A 14,832-nucleotide genomic window follows, 5' to 3' on the forward strand; every position below is an offset into this window, starting at 1 on the left:
GGCCAGCCCCCGGCGGGCCGCTCCTGACGATGCGCGACATCCGCAAGGACTTCCCCGGTGTGCGGGCCCTGGACGGGGTGTCGCTGACCGTCGGCCACGGCCGCGTCCACGCCCTGATGGGGGAGAACGGCGCGGGCAAGTCGACGCTGATGAAGGTGCTCAGCGGGGTCCACCCCACGGGCTCCCACGGCGGCGAGATCCTCATGGACGGGCAGCCCTGCTCCTTCTCCGGCGTGGCCGACAGCGAGCGCGCGGGCATCGCCATCATCCACCAGGAACTCGCCCTCATCCCGCAGCTGTCCATCAGCGAGAACGTCTTCCTCGGCCACGAACAGGCCCGCTACGGCGTCCTGGACTGGGGCGCCACCCACGCCCGGGCCCGCGAACTCCTGCGCCGGGTCGGTCTGGACGAGAACCCGGCCACGCCCGTCTCGGCGCTGAGCGTGGGCGCCAGACAGCTCGTGGAGATCGCCAAGGCCCTGGCCAAACGGGTGCGGCTGCTCATCCTGGACGAGCCCACCTCCGCGCTGAACGAGGCGGAGAGCACCCGGCTGCTCGAACTCCTCCTGGACCTGCGCGACCAGGGCGTCACGTGCATCCTCATCTCGCACAAGCTCGGCGAGGTGGTGCGCGTGTGCGACGAGGTCACCATCCTGCGCGACGGCCGCGCCGTCGAGACCCTCGCCGTGGAGCGCGACGCCGACGGCAACCCCTCGATCGACGAGGACCGCATCATCCGCGGGATGGTCGGCCGCGCGCTGGACCAGCGCCACCCCCCGCGCACCGGCGAGGTCGGCCGGGTGCGCTTCGAGGTCCGCGACTGGACGGTGGACCACCCCACCCAGGCCGGACGGCGCGTGGTGGACGGGGTCGACCTGACCCTGCGCGCCGGGGAGGTCGTGGGCATGGCCGGCCTCATGGGCGCCGGGCGCACCGAGTTCGCGATGAACCTGTTCGGCCGCTCCTACGGGCGCCGCGTCCGCGGCACCCTGCTCAAGGACGGCGCCGAACTCGCGACCGCCAGCGTCGCCGACGCCATCCGCGGCGGTCTCGCCTACGTGCCCGAGGACCGCAAGACCCTCGGCCTGCTCCTCGACGACGACATCCGCCACAACACCACGCTGGCGGCCCTGGACCGCGTGTCCGCGCGCGGCGTCCTCGACCCCGGCCTGGAGGTGGTGGAGGCCGCCCGGATGAGCCGGAGCATGCGGGTCAGGAGCCAGGGCCCCGCCCAGACCGTGCGCACCCTCAGCGGCGGCAACCAGCAGAAGGTCGTCCTGGGCAAGTGGATGTTCACCCGCCCCGAGCTGCTGATCCTCGACGAGCCCACCCGCGGCATCGACGTCGGCGCCAAGTACGAGATCTACCTCATCGTCCGCCGCCTGGCCGCGGAGGGCGCCTGCGTGCTGCTGATCTCCTCCGAACTCCCCGAGATCCTCGGCATGTGCGACCGGATCTACACGATGTGCGAGGGGCGCATCACCGGAGAGGTCCCCGGTGAGGGGGCCGACCAGGAAACCCTCATGAGACTGATGACGCGAACCGGGGGACATCCGTGAAAGAGCCCACCGCAACCTCCCGACTCTCCCGGCTCGGCGGCGCGCTGACCCGCGGCAACTCCCGCCAGTACGGCATGGCCGCCGCCCTGGTGGCCATCATCGTGCTGTTCCAGATCCTCACCGGGGGCCTGCTCCTCACCCCGCTCAACGTCACCAACCTGATCATGCAGAACTCCTACATCCTGATCCTGGCGATCGGGATGATGCTGGTCATCGTCACCGGCCACATCGACCTCTCGGTCGGCTCGGTGGTGGCCTTCACCGGCGCGGTGTCGGCGATCATGCTCACCTCCTGGGGGCTGCCCACGGTCGTGGTCGTGCCCGTCGCCCTGCTGCTCGGTGCGCTCATCGGCGCCTGGCAGGGCTTCTGGGTGGCCTACGTGCGGGTCCCGGCGTTCATCGTCACCCTCGCCGGGATGCTCGTCTTCCGCGGTGCGACCCTGGCCGTCCTGGGCGGGGAGTCCGTGGCGCCGCTGCCGCCCTCCCTGCGCGACATCGCCAGCGGGTTCCTGCCCTGGCAGGCCGGGGACGGCCTCCACCTGCCCACCCTGCTGCTGGGCGCGGCGGGGGCCGCCGCCCTGGTGTGGATCCAGTGGCGCTCGCGGTCCCGCTCGCTCGGGTACGGGCTCCCGGTCCAGTCCGCGCCGGTCACAGCCGCATCCTCGGCCGTGATCGTCGCGGCCATCCTGGCGTTCACCTACGTGCTCGCCGACTACAACGGGCTGCCCGTCGTGGGCGTGCTGCTCGTCGCGCTCATCGCCGGGTACTCGTTCGTCATGCGCTCCACGACCATGGGCAGGCGGGTCTACGCCGTCGGCGGCAGCGAGCAGGCCGCCGCGCTGTCGGGGATCCGCACGCAGCGCACCACGTTCTGGGTGTTCGTCAACATGGGCGTGCTCTCGGCGCTGGCCGGACTCGTCTTCACCGCCCGGCTCAACGCCGCCACGACCGGCGCCGGGACCATGTTCGAACTCGACGCCATCGCCGCGGCCTTCATCGGCGGCGCCTCCGCCTCCGGGGGCGTGGGCACCGTCGTCGGAGCAGTCATCGGCGCCCTGGTCATGGGCGTGCTCAACAACGGCATGTCCCTGATCGGCCTGGGCGTGGACTGGCAGCAGCTCATCAAGGGACTGGTGCTGCTCCTGGCGGTCGCCTTCGACATCTACAACAAACGCCGCGTCAGCGCCGGGCCCGTCACCGTCCCGGTCCCCCCGCCCTCCTCCGGGGCGAGCCGGGGCGGGGACGGGGCCCAGGGCCCGCCGTCCGCGGCGGACCGGGCCCGGGCCTCCTCCTGAGGAGGCCGCATCCGGGAGGTCCGGGGCCCTACTGGTACCCCCGGATCTCCCGGAAGACCTGCTCCAGGTCCTGCTCGCGGGCGTCGAACACCCGGCCGCCCGTCAGCTCCGCCAGCTCGGTCATCTCCGGCACGTCCGACTCGCCGAACAGCACCGTGAACACCGGCACCCGCGCCACCGACTCCGAACGCGCGGCCAGCGACTCCCGGAAGCCCTCCAGCCCCACGCCCCGGTTCACCTCGCCGTCGGTCATCAGCACCACCGACATCAGGGGTTCACCGTCCGAGCCCGTGTCGCTCTCCAACAGCTCGTACGCCCGCACCAGGGCGTCGTAGGCGGCCGTGTCGCCCTCGGCCTCCAACTCCTCCACCGCCGCGGACAGGTCCGCGTTGACCTCGTCCACCGAACCCGTCTCCACCACGAAGGTCCGCGGGTCGGCGGGCCACGTGGAGAACGGCAGCAGCGTCACCACCTCCCGCTCCTGGAAGGCCTGCGTGCTCCGGGCCAGCGAACCGCCGTCCGCGCCGGTCAGCGCGCCCAGGGCCGACTGGAGCTCGGCGAGCCGGTCGCCCTCCATCGACCCCGACACGTCCAGCACGTACACGGTGCGCGCCGGACGGCGCAGCGAGGCCGAGTAGTCCGCCACCAGGCCGTCCACCACCTCCCGGCTCGCCGGGAACGGCAGCTCCACCAGCGGGGGCACCGGCGGGGACAGCTCGGCCCCGGCCGTGACCGGGCGCCGCCACGTCCGGTCGGCGATCTGCTGCTGCGTCCCCTCCGACGTCAGGTCCCCCACCAGCCGCTCGTACCCGTCCAACGCCTGCTCGGAGGGGTCCGACAGCAGGGTCAGCGGGTAGTCGGCCGTCACCACGCCGTCGGCCGGGTACACGACCGTCAGGGGCTCCTCCAGCGCGCCGGAGGCGTTCAGCGACAGGATCACCGACTCGTAGTTGACCAGCCCGTCCACCGGCCTGTCGCTCTCCGCGCGCCGTACGAACGCGTCCGTGAGCCACCCCGACGACCCCGCCGTCACCTCCTGGCCCGCGAAGAACTCCGCCAGCTCCGGCCCCACCCGCTCCACGTCCTCCGACCTCAGAGCCGCGCCCGTGTCGGCCAGCGCCGAGGCCACCCCGATCAGCGCGGAGAAGCCCGAGTTGGAGGCGCCCGGGTTGGTCATCCCGTAAACCAACTCCTCTTCCACGACCGCCCGGTGCACGTCCGACCAGGTCACCTCCGCGCCCCCGTCCCAGCCCAGCTCCCGCGCGCGGTCGGCGGCCACGCCCAGCACCACGGGGGAGACCATGACCGGCGTCTCCTCGTGCACCGCCGACCGGCCGTCGCCGTCCAGGTTGAGGTAGCGGTTGGAGGCGAACCACACCGCGTCGTACTCCCCGCCCTCGCCCCGCCGGTCGCCCGAGGCGATCCGGGCCATGCCGTCCAGCGTGCCGGTGTACTCCAGCTCCACCGTCACCCCGGTGCGCTCCCCGGCCTCCTCCAGCAGCGGCTCCAGGTCGGCGATCTCGCTCCCGGCCAGGATCCGCAGCGTCACGTCCGGGTCCGTGCCCGGGGCGGAGCAGCCCGCCGCCGCCAGGGCCGCCGCGAGCACCGCCGCGCACACGCCGCGGGCCCCGAGTCCCCCGCGGATCCTCCCGGTTCCCGTTCCAGCCGCCATCGCCGTCCCGCCTCCGTGTCCGCCCGCCATGCCCTAGCTCCCGCCCCCGGCGCCGTGCACCGACGCGTCGGGGGCGGGCGGGCGCATCCCGTTGCTGCTGTAGGAGTCCTCGATCCCCGTCAGCAGGGCCTCCAGGACCTCGTAGGTGGGCGTGTTCACCACGTCCGCGACCCGGGTGCGCACCGGCAGCCCGTGCTCGGCCACCAGGTCCTCGAACTGGGTGCCGCCCTCGGTGCGGAACCCGTGCGCGGCGGCCAGCTCCTGGAGCCGCGGGTCCTCGGTGAGGAGGCGGCCGACCGCGTCGCCCTCCTCCGTGAACGGCACGACGGTGTGCACCGCGTACACGGTCGGCCCGGGGTAGAGCACCACCGCGTCGTCGGCCAGCGCGGGCCCGTTGACCATCGCGTCCACGTACTGCGCCTCGTAGGCCCACAGCAGCGGCGTGTGCCCCGACCCCAGGTCGCGGTACTGGTCGAAGGGCTGCTGGGAGGACTCCGGCGGCTGGCCCTGGGCCAGGAACAGGCGCGACAGCGTCCGGGTGAGCTCCTCGTCCACCCCGCCCGGCGCCACCACCTCCTCACCGTTGAGCAGGTAGGACAGGGCCGCCACGTGCATCGCCGCCGAGTTGGAGGTGCGCGGGTCGGTGGTGCGCACCAGCACCTCGTTGCGGTTGCTGGAACTGACCGCGTCCCCGGGCAGGTCCCGCCAGCGGGTGCGCTCCTCGGTCAGCTCCAGGTAGGCGGCCAGGTCCAGCGACCACGTGCCGTCCCCGGCCTGTTCGGCGACCCCGGCGCCCTCCAGGGCGTCCACCATCGGCTGGTAGCTCAGCAGCACCATCGGGGTGCTGAAGGGCCGGTACTCGGCGGAGATCCCGTGCCGCTCGCGCACGTGCTCGGAGGCCGGGCCCGAGCCGGGGGAGACGAAGTCGGCGCCCTCGGCGTCCTCGGCCATCAGGCGCGAGCCCCGGGGGCGCACCCGGACCTCGTACCCGAGTTCGGCGAAGCGCTCCACGACCCGCTCGTCCTCGAACAGCTCCACCTTCTCCGAGCCGACCACGCCCTCCACGAGGACCGTGCCGCCGCCGGTCAGGCGGTTGACCACGACGAAGCCGAGCGCCACGGCCAGAACCACCGCGAGGACCGAGGCGACCACGACGAACCAGAAAGCGCCGCGGCCGGACGTGTGGGGGAGTCCGCGCACCTGTGCCGAGCCTCCTCGGGGAACCGGTCATCGGGGGGAGCCCGATGATCCCAGAGCCCGCGGGCGCGGAGCCGACCGGCAGGTGGCCGTCCGGTGGCGCGGCGGGAAACCCCGGCTCCGGGGAGGGAGGAGGGGGCGGGACCGAGGAGTGGACTGCGGACGGCGGTCGCGGCGTCGGCGGGGCGAACTACCCTGGAGACCGTGGCAGGCCGGATCAGAGACGAAGACATCGCCCTCGTACGCGAGCGCGCGCCCATCGCCGACGTGATCGGCGAGTACCTCCAGCTCCGCAACGCCGGGGGCGGGTCGCTCAAGGGTCTGTGCCCCTTCCACGACGAGAAGTCCCCCTCCTTCAACGTCACCCCCTCCAAGAACCTGTTCTACTGCTTGGCCGGGGAGACCCGGGTCCTCACCCGTGACGGGGTGCGGCCGATCCGCGAGCTGGCGGGCGGCAGGCACACGATCCTCACCCGCAGCGCCCGCTGGGTGGAGGCGCCGTTCTCCTCCTTCGGCGTGCAGAGGCTGATGCGCGTGACCCTGAGCAGGAACGGCCAGCGCAAGGAGATCCACGCCACCCCGGAGCACCGCTGGTTCGTCCAGGCAGGGAAGGACCGCTCCAAGCTCCGCGAGGTCACGACCCAGGAGTTGAAGCCGGACCACCGGCTCGCCTACGTCTTTCCGGCCAAGAAGATTACCAACACCATTCCCTCGCCCTTCGGTATCGCGCACGGCATCACCTTCGGTGACGGGTCCCGGCTGAACCGCGGCAGCATCGCCGAGCTTGACGCGGAGAAGGATCCGGCGCTCCTCAAGTGGTTTCCGTGCAGCGAGACCTCCCAGCGCGGACGCCAGATCCTCGTGCACCATCTGCCGGGGTTCTTCAAGGACCTGCCGTCCCTGGACGAGTCCCCCTCCTACCTCTACGGTTGGCTCGCCGGATACCTGGCGGCCGACGGACACGTCGCCAAGGACGGCACGGTCTCGCTCAACTGCGCCGACCGGTCCGTGCTGGAGCACGTCCGCATGGTCTGCACGCGTCTGGGCATCGGCACCTACGGGATCACCGAACAGGTACGCGAGGGCTTCCCCGGCCGTGAACCCTCCTCGCTCTTCCGCGTGCACTTCGTCAACGACGACCTGACCGAGGAGTTCTTCCTCCACGACGAGCACCGCACGCGGTTCTGCGGCGCGGAGAAGAAGTTCGCCCGTCGAGGCTGGACCGTGCGTTCGGTGGAGGAGACCGATCGCGTCGAGGAGGTCTTCTGCGCGGTCGTCGATGACGGGCACGCGTTCGTCCTGGAGGACAACATCCTCACGGGGAACTGCTTCGGCTGCGGAGAGGGCGGGGACACCATCTCCTTCCTCCAGAGGATCGACAGCCTCAGCTTCACCGAGGCCGTCGAGACGCTCGCCCGCCAGGTCGGCATCACCCTGCGCTACGAGGAGGGCGGGCGCAGCTCCGCCAGGCACGACACCGGCAAGCGCCAGCGCCTGCTCGACGCCCACCGGGCCGCCGCCGAGTTCTACGCCGAACAGCTCCTCTCCCCGGGCGCGGTCACCGCCCGGCGCTTCCTGGACGAGCGCGGGTTCAACCGCGCGCACGCCGAGCACTTCGGCCTCGGCTACGCCCCCGCCGGATGGGAGAACCTCACCGCGCACCTGCGCCGCAAGGGCTTCACCGACGCCGAACTGGTCGAGGGCGGCCTGGCCAGCCAGGGGCGGCGCGGCGCCTACGACCGCTTCCGCAACCGGCTGCTGTGGCCCATCCGCGAGGTCACCGGCGAGGTGGTCGGGTTCGGCGCCCGCAAGCTCGACCCCGAGGAGGACGGGCCCAAGTACCTCAACTCCCCCGAGAGCCCCGTCTTCCACAAGGGGCGGCTGCTGTACGGGCTCGACCTGGCCAAGCGCAACATCGCCCGGGAGGGCAAGGCGGTCATCGTCGAGGGCTACACCGACGTCATGGCCTGCCACCTCGCCGGGGAGGACACCGCCGTGGCCACCTGCGGCACCTCCTTCGGCGAGGACCACGTCAAGATCCTGCGCCGCATGCTGCTGGGCCGCACAGGACAGAGCGGCAGGGTCGTGTTCACCTTCGACGGCGACAAGGCGGGCCAGAAGGCGGCCGTGCGCGCCTTCGCCGAGGAGCACGGGTTCGCCTCCGAGACCTTCGTCGCCGTGCAGCCCGACGGGCTCGACCCCTGCGACCTGCGCCTCCAGCACGGACCGCAGGCCGTGGTCGACCTCGTCAAGGACGCCGCCCCGCTGTACGAGTTCATGATCCGCAACGTCATGGAGAGCTACGACCTGTCCACCCCCGAGGGCAGGATGGCCGCCCTGGATGCCGCCGCCCCGGTGGTCGCGAGCATCCGCGACGAGGGCGTGCGCCGCGACTACGGCAGGAACCTGGACCGCTGGATCGGCATCCTGGACGAGGCCTTCGTGCTGCGCCGGGTCAACCAGCACATGCGCGGCGCCCGGGGCCGCGCTCCCGGGCCGCGGACGGCCCCCGCGCGGCCCGTGCCCACCCCGGACGCGCAGGAGGCGCCCTACAACCTGGGCGACCCCTCGGTGCAGCGCGAGCGCCAGGCGCTCAAGATCGCCCTGCAGTTCCCCTCGCTGGCCGTGGGCTTCGACGCGTTCACCGAGGAGGACTTCACCGTCCCCCAGCACCGCGCGGTGCTGGGGCTCATCACCGCCGCGGGCGGGGTGGCCGCCGCGCACGACCCCGCCGCGTGGGTGAACGGCCTGCGCGAGGCCGCCCCCAATGACACACAGCGTGATTTCCTCACCCGTTTGGTGGTGGAACAGCTGGAGTTCTACGGAGAACTCGACGAGCATTACGCCCGGCAAATACTGGGCACAGTCAAGACTCATTCCATCAACCGGCGCGAGTCAAACCTGAGATCGGAACTGTCCCGCCTGGAGGGAACTCCCCAGGTGGAGGAGCAACAACGGCTGCTGACCGAACTCATGGCGCTCCAACAGCAAAAACGCGCTCTCCAGGAGATGTGACGGGGCGCTATGTAGCACCGGGGTGACAATAGTAGTTCTCCCTTCCCGGGTGCCCGAAAGGGCACAATGGGCGGGTGGCTCCAACAGTTGTGACCAACGAAACGCCGTCCATTCGACAGGTGGTCCGGCTGCTCCCCGACACGGGGCCGGTCAGCCGCGGCGAGGTCGCCTCGGCCCTGGATCGGCTGGACGCGCCCCCCGACTACCTGGACCAGGCGGTCGCCCACCTCGCCCGGATCGGCGTGGAGGTCTCGGGCCCCGAGGACACCGGTTCCGAGGACCCCGGCCCCGTCGCCGACGGCGGCAGGCGCTCCGGGTCGGACCTGGTCCGCCTCTACCTGCGCGAGATCGGCCGAGTACCGCTGCTGAGCGCCGAGCAGGAGGTCGAACTGGCCAAGGCGGTCGAGGTCGGCCTCTACGCGCAGCACTGCGCGCCCGTGGAGGGCGTGCGCACCGCCGAGGAGCTGGCCTGCCTGGTCGAGGAGGGGCGGCGGGCCAAGAGGAGTCTGATCGAGGCCAACCTGCGCCTGGTGGTCTCCATCGCCAAGAGGTACATGGGCCGGGGCCTGCTCCTGCTCGACCTCGTCCAGGAGGGCAACCTCGGCCTGATCCGCGCCGTGGAGAAGTTCGACTACGGCAAGGGCTTCAAGTTCTCCACCTACGCGACGTGGTGGATCCGCCAGGCCATCACACGGGCGATCGCCGACCAGGCGCGCACGATCCGCATCCCCGTGCACATGGTCGAGACGATCAACAAGGTCGTCCGGGTCCAGCACCAGCTGCACCAGCAGCTCGGCCGCGAACCCAGCGTCGAGGAGATCTCCTCGGCCGCCGGGTTCGTCGGCCAGCGCGTCGTGGAGATCCAGCGCATCGCCCGGGAGCCCGTCTCGCTCCAGTCGCCCATCGGCGAGGAGGAGTCCGACTTCGGCGACTTCATCGAGGACTCCGACGCGGTCGCCCCGGTCGAGGCGGCGGCCTTCACCGTCCTCCAGGAGCAGCTGGGGACCATCCTCGGCGGCCTGTCCGACCGCGAGCGGCGCATCATCCGGCTGCGCTTCGGGATGGCCGACGGCCACCCGCACACGCTGGAGGAGGTGGGGCGCGAGTTCGGGGTGACCCGTGAGCGCATCCGCCAGATCGAGGCCAAGACCCTGGCCAAGCTCCGCCACCCCTCGCGGGCCGGGAGCCTGCGCGACTTCATCCGCACCGACTGAGCGGGGGCACGGGGCGTTCGACGGCGCCGGACCGCGTTCGGACGGTCGGCGGTCACCACCAACGCGTGGGCCGCCCCCGGGGTTCCCGTCCGGCGGGCGGTCGGCCTGATGTGGCCGAACCGGTGTCGACCCGCCGCATCCGACGCGCTCGGCGTCTAACGTCGTGTGTGTGAGAACCACGCCAGCCCCGCCGGACGGCGCGCCGCCCACGCGGCGCCGACCCCTGCTCGTCCTGGGCGCGGTCGTGGCCGCCGCAGTGCTGATCACGGGGGTCTTCGTGGCCGCGACCGGAAGGAACCCCGAGCGCCTGGGGTACTTCGCCGACTGGAACGTGGCCAACCGCGGCTACACCGTCAAGGAGCTGGAGGACAGCGGAGCCCCCGAGCACCTGACCCGCCTGATGTGGGCGTTCGGCGACATCAGCTCCGGGGGCCTGTGCCACATCCCGGGCACCCACGACCAGCCCTGGGAGCTGTACCAGCGGCGCTACGACGCCGACGAGAGCGTCAGCGGGCGGGCCGACGAGTACGAACAGGAGCTCGCGGGCAGCCTCAACCAGCTGCGCCAGCTCCAGGAGAGGCACCCCCACCTGAGGGCCAGCCTGTCCCTGGGCGGCTGGAACTGGTCCACGCACTTCTCCACCGCGGCCCGCACCCCCGAGTCCCGGGAGGCCTTCGTGGCCTCCTGCCTGGACCTGTGGCTGCGGGGAGACCTGCCGGTGTTCGAGGACGAGCCGCAGGGCGGCGACGGGGCGGCCGCCGGGATCTTCGACGGCATCGACCTGGACTGGGAGTGGCCCGGGGGAGCGGGTCACCCGGACAACGTGGAGCACCCCGACGACGCGGCCAACTTCACCCTCCTGGCGGCCGAGTTCCGCCGCCAGATGGACGCGCTGTCCCGGGAGACCGGCGAGGAGTACGTCCTGTCCGCGTCGCTGCCCGGCGGGGCCGCGGCCAGCCAGGCCTACGACGCGCGGGTCTTCGAGTACCTGGACTTCGCCACCGTGCAGGGCTACGACTTCGCCGGTCCGTGGAGCGAGCGGACCGCCTACCACTCCAACCTGTACACCTCCGACGCCGACGCCAACAGCGTCGACCGGGCCGTGCGGCGCTACGTGGACCTGGGCGCGCCGCCGGAGAGGCTCGTGATGGGCGTTCCGGCCTTCGGCCGCGGCTGGCGGCTGGAGGACCCCTCCGAGCCCGGGCCGGGGCAGCCGGTCGCGGGACCCGCCGAGGACCGCTACGACGGCCCGACCATGGCCTTCTCCGAACTCCAGGAGATCGGGGGCCCCCGCGCCCTGGACGAGGAGGCGGGCGCCTCCTGGGTCCTGGACGGCGACGAGTGGTGGGCCTACGACAACCCCGAGGTGATCCGCATCAAGGGCGAGTACGTGCTCGAACAGGGGTTGGGCGGGCTCATGGTGTGGAACCTGGACATGGATCCCCGCGGCGAGCTGGTGCGGGCCATGGACGAGTCCCTCGGGGGCTGAACCCCCGGGACGTCCGGCGCGGACACCGGTTCCGGAGGAACCCGGACACCGGTCCCGGCCCCGTGCCCCCGGCTCCGGACGGCGCGGCGGCGCGGCTCGGCCGGGCAGCGCGGCACGCTTGCGGCGCCGCGGCCGCAGCCGCCACGCTGGCACCATGGCCGACCCGCACAGCACCACCACAGCCCGAAACGACGTCGCCGCCCTGCGCCGCGATCTGGAGAGCCGTGTCCGGGGCACGGTCGCCTTCGACGCGGGCACACGCGCCCTCTACACCTCCGACGCCTCCAACTACCGCCGGGTCCCGCTGGCCGTGGTGGTCCCCGAGACCGTCGAGGACTGCGTGGCGGCGGTCCGCTCCTGCGCCGAGCACGGTGTGGCGATCGTGCCCCGGGGCGGCGGCACCTCCATCGCGGGCAACGCCATCGGTACCGGCGTCGTCATCGACACCTCCCGCCACCTGCGCGCCATCGAGCACATCGACCCCGTGGCGCGCACCGCCACCGTGCAGCCCGGTGTCATCCTCGACGACCTGCGCCGCGCCGCCGCCGAGCACGGGCTCACCTTCGCCCCCGACCCCTCCACCCACAGCCGCTGCACCGTGGGCGGCATGGTCGGCAACAACGCCTGCGGCTCCCACTCGGTCGCCTGGGGCACCACCGCCGACAACATCGTCTCCCTCGACGTGCTGCTCAGCGACGGGACCCGGCTCACCGTCGGCTCCAGCGACGGCGACGAGGAGCACCGCGCCCTGGCCGCGCGCCCCGGACGCGAGGGACGGATCCACGCCGCCCTCGCCCGCCTCGTGGACGCCCACCGCGCCGAGCTGCGCACCGCGATGCCCGACTTCCGCCGCCGCGTGTCCGGATACTCCCTGGACCGCCTGCTGCCGGAGAAGGGCCGCGACGTCGCCGCCGCCCTCGTGGGCACCGAGGGCACCTGCGTGTTCGTCCTCGGCGCCACCGTGCGCCTGGTCGAGTCGCCTCCAGCCCGCGCCCTGGCCGTCCTCGGCTACCCCGACGCCCCCGCGGCCGCCGACGCCGTCCCCGACCTGCTCGGCCACAGCCCGCTCACCGTCGAGGGCATCAACCACCGCATGGTCGCCTCCCTGGACCGGTTCGGCTCCGGCTCGCGCGTACCGCTGCCCGAGGGCGGGGCCTGGCTCCTGGTGGAGGTCGCCGGGAAGGATCCCCGGGACGCCGCCGACGCCGCGGAGGGCATGCTCGCCGCCCTGTCGGGTGCCTCCCGCCCCCGTGACGCCCTCGTCGTCTCCGACCCCGCCCACCAGAAGGCGCTCTGGCGCATCCGGGAGGAGGGCGCCGGGCTCACGCAGCGCACGCCCTCGGGGGCCGAGGCCTGGTCCGGCTGGGAGGACGCCGCGGTGCCGCCCGAGAACCTGGGCGACTACCTGCGCGACTTCGAGGCGCTCATGGAGCGCCACGGCCGCTTCGGCGTGGTCTACGGCCACTTCGGCGACGGCTGCCTGCACGTGCGCATCGACTTCGAGCTCACCACCGAGCGGGGACGGCGCGAGTACCGGGAGTTCATGGAGGAGGCCGCCGACACCGTGGTCCGGCACGGCGGCTCCCTGTCGGGCGAACACGGCGACGGCCAGGCGCGCTCGGAGCTGCTGGCCCGCATGTACCCGGCCTCCCTCATCCGGGCCTTCGGCGAGTTCAAGCGGATCTGGGACCCCGCCGGCCTCATGAACCCCGGCGTCATCGTCGATCCTCTGCCGCTGGACGCCGACGTCCGGGTGGCCGCCGTCCCCGGTCCCTCCGGCCCCGGCCCGGTGCTGCCGCTGCTCTCGCGGGCCGAACTGGCCTACCGCGAGGACGGGGGCGACCTCGCCAAGGCGCTGCGCCGCTGCTCCGGGGTGGGCAAGTGCCGCCGCCAGGAGGGACCGGGCGTCATGTGCCCCAGCTACCAGGTCACCCAGGAGGAGAAGCACTCCACCCGCGGCCGCGCCCACCTGCTGTTCGAGATGGCCAGCGGCGACGTCATCACCGACGGCTGGCGCTCGGAGGAGGTGCGCGAGAGCCTGGACCTGTGCCTGTCCTGCAAGGGCTGCTTGAGCGACTGCCCGGTCAACGTGGACATGGCCTCCTACAAGGCCGAGTTCCTGCACCAGCACTACCGGGGCAGGATCCGTCCGGCCGCCCACTACTCCATGGGTTGGCTGCCCCTCTGGGCGCGCCTGGCCGCGCTCGCCCCGGCCGAGGCCAACCGAGCCGCCCGGCTGCCGGGGGTGTCGCGCCTGGCCAAGAGGGTCGCGGGCGTGGCCGCCCAGCGTGACCTGCCCTCGTTCGCCCGCACCACCTTCACCCGCGCGTTCCGGCGCCGCGCCGCGCGCGGGCGGGCACGCGTCGGCGGACCGAGGGTGGTGCTGTGGCCGGACACCTTCGGCAACCACCTCAACCCGAACGTGCCCGCGGCCGCCGTGCGCGTGCTGGAGGACGCCGGGTTCACCGTGGTGCTGCCCCGGGGGCAGGTGTGCTGCGGCCTGACGTGGGTGTCCACCGGGCAGTTGGACACCGCCCGCGCGGTGATGCGCCGCGCGCTGCGGGCGCTGGAGCCGCTGGTGGAGGAGGGGCTGCCCGTGGTGGGCCTGGAGCCCAGCTGCACCGCCGCGCTCCGCCACGACCTGGTCGAACTGCTCCCGGGGGAGCGCAGCGAGCGGGTGGCCGCGGCCGTGCACACCCTCGCGGGCTTCCTCAACGAGTACGCGCCGGACTGGCGGCCGCCCCGGATCGCGGCCTCGGCCCTGGCGCAGGTGCACTGCCACCAGCACGCGGTGATCGGCTTCGACGCCGACCGCGAGCTGATCGCCCGCGCGGGGATCGACGGAGAGGTGCTGGACTCGGGCTGCTGCGGGCTGGCGGGCGACTTCGGGTTCACCGAGGGCCACTACGAGGTGTCCGCGGCCATCGGCGAACGCGAGCTGCTGCCCCGCGTGCGCGGTGCCTCCCCGGACACGCTGGTGCTGGCCGACGGCTACAGCTGCCGCACCCAGATCGAACAGGGGGCGGGCCGCCGGGCGCTGCACCTGGCCGAGGTGCTGGCGCGGGGGCTGGCCGAACGCGACGCACGGGAGTCGACCGGGCGACCCGACCGTGTGTGACTCCTGACGTGTCCTGGGAGGCGTGTGACCCTGCCGACACCCCCGGTGGGTTCCCGCAGTTCCGGGCCCTCCGGGGAACGCGTCCAGCCGGTGGCCCGGAGGCTGAGCCTTTCGCCGGACCGCGTCCGTGGCTAGGGTGACCGTGCGTTCCGGCGCGGGCCCCGCCCGTGACCCCCTCCGCGTCCTGCGGACCGGGCGCGAGCACCTACCGTAGGCGTCGTCCCGCCCGCGCGGCGGGACCGCCGACCACCAGGCGGCGGAACACCCCACCGC

8 protein-coding genes are annotated in these 14,832 nt (G+C 72.9%); 6 read left to right on the top strand and 2 right to left on the bottom strand.

Features of this window, described 5'->3' with window-relative positions; all coding sequences use genetic code 11:
- Window positions 1-29: 29 nt before the first annotated feature.
- Together G011_RS0101720 and mmsB are read left to right on the top strand one after the other, a co-directional pair.
- Window positions 30-1,559, top strand: a complete 1,530-nt coding sequence (locus tag G011_RS0101720; RefSeq protein WP_019606946.1) for a sugar ABC transporter ATP-binding protein — start codon at window positions 30-32, stop codon at window positions 1,557-1,559.
- Window positions 1,556-2,854: a multiple monosaccharide ABC transporter permease gene (mmsB, locus tag G011_RS0101725; protein WP_019606947.1), complete on the top strand. Its 1,299-nt coding sequence runs from the start codon at window positions 1,556-1,558 to the stop codon at window positions 2,852-2,854. The genes G011_RS0101720 and mmsB overlap by 4 nt, the downstream gene beginning before the upstream one ends.
- A gap of 28 nt (window positions 2,855-2,882) precedes the next feature.
- On the opposite strand, the gene G011_RS0101730 is transcribed toward mmsB, so the two are convergent.
- Both G011_RS0101730 and G011_RS0101735 read right to left on the bottom strand, forming a co-directional pair.
- Window positions 2,883-4,526: a VWA domain-containing protein gene (locus G011_RS0101730; protein WP_155979696.1), complete on the bottom strand. Its 1,644-nt coding sequence runs from the start codon at window positions 4,524-4,526 to the stop codon at window positions 2,883-2,885.
- 33 nt (window positions 4,527-4,559) lie between these two features.
- The gene (locus G011_RS0101735) at window positions 4,560-5,726 is read right to left on the bottom strand and encodes a hypothetical protein (RefSeq protein ID WP_019606949.1); all 1,167 of its coding nucleotides are present in this window, start codon (window positions 5,724-5,726) and stop codon (window positions 4,560-4,562) included.
- 201 nt (window positions 5,727-5,927) lie between these two features.
- On the opposite strand from G011_RS0101735, the gene dnaG reads away from it, so the two are divergent.
- The 4 genes from dnaG (at window position 5,928) to G011_RS0101755 (ending at window position 14,559) form a co-directional block, all read left to right on the top strand.
- On the top strand, window positions 5,928-8,738 hold the full coding sequence (gene dnaG, locus G011_RS31565) for a DNA primase (RefSeq protein ID WP_026337922.1): 2,811 nt from the start codon (window positions 5,928-5,930) through the stop codon (window positions 8,736-8,738).
- A 119-nt stretch (window positions 8,739-8,857) separates the two neighbouring features.
- Window positions 8,858-9,952, top strand: coding sequence for an RNA polymerase sigma factor RpoD (gene rpoD / locus G011_RS0101745; protein WP_019606950.1), 1,095 nt, complete (start codon window positions 8,858-8,860; stop codon window positions 9,950-9,952).
- 169 nt (window positions 9,953-10,121) lie between these two features.
- Window positions 10,122-11,441, top strand: coding sequence for a glycoside hydrolase family 18 protein (locus G011_RS0101750; RefSeq protein WP_026337923.1), 1,320 nt, complete (start codon window positions 10,122-10,124; stop codon window positions 11,439-11,441).
- A 154-nt stretch (window positions 11,442-11,595) separates the two neighbouring features.
- The gene (locus G011_RS0101755; RefSeq protein WP_019606952.1) at window positions 11,596-14,559 is read left to right on the top strand and encodes an FAD-binding and (Fe-S)-binding domain-containing protein; all 2,964 of its coding nucleotides are present in this window, start codon (window positions 11,596-11,598) and stop codon (window positions 14,557-14,559) included.
- Window positions 14,560-14,832 lie beyond the last annotated feature (273 nt).

This window comes from Nocardiopsis sp. CNS-639, from assembly GCF_000381685.1.
In the GTDB taxonomy this organism is placed as follows: Bacteria; Actinomycetota; Actinomycetes; order Streptosporangiales; family Streptosporangiaceae; genus Nocardiopsis; species Nocardiopsis dassonvillei.

Excerpts from the sequence above, each read along its gene's own strand:
- G011_RS0101720 (WP_019606946.1), top strand. The coding sequence starts at position 30 with ATGCGCGACATCCGCAAGGACTTCCCCGGTGTGCGGGCCCTGGACGGG.
- G011_RS0101730 (WP_155979696.1), bottom strand. The coding sequence starts at position 4,526 with ATGGCGGCTGGAACGGGAACCGGGAGGATCCGCGGGGGACTCGGGGCC.
- G011_RS0101755 (WP_019606952.1), top strand. The coding sequence starts at position 11,596 with ATGGCCGACCCGCACAGCACCACCACAGCCCGAAACGACGTCGCCGCC.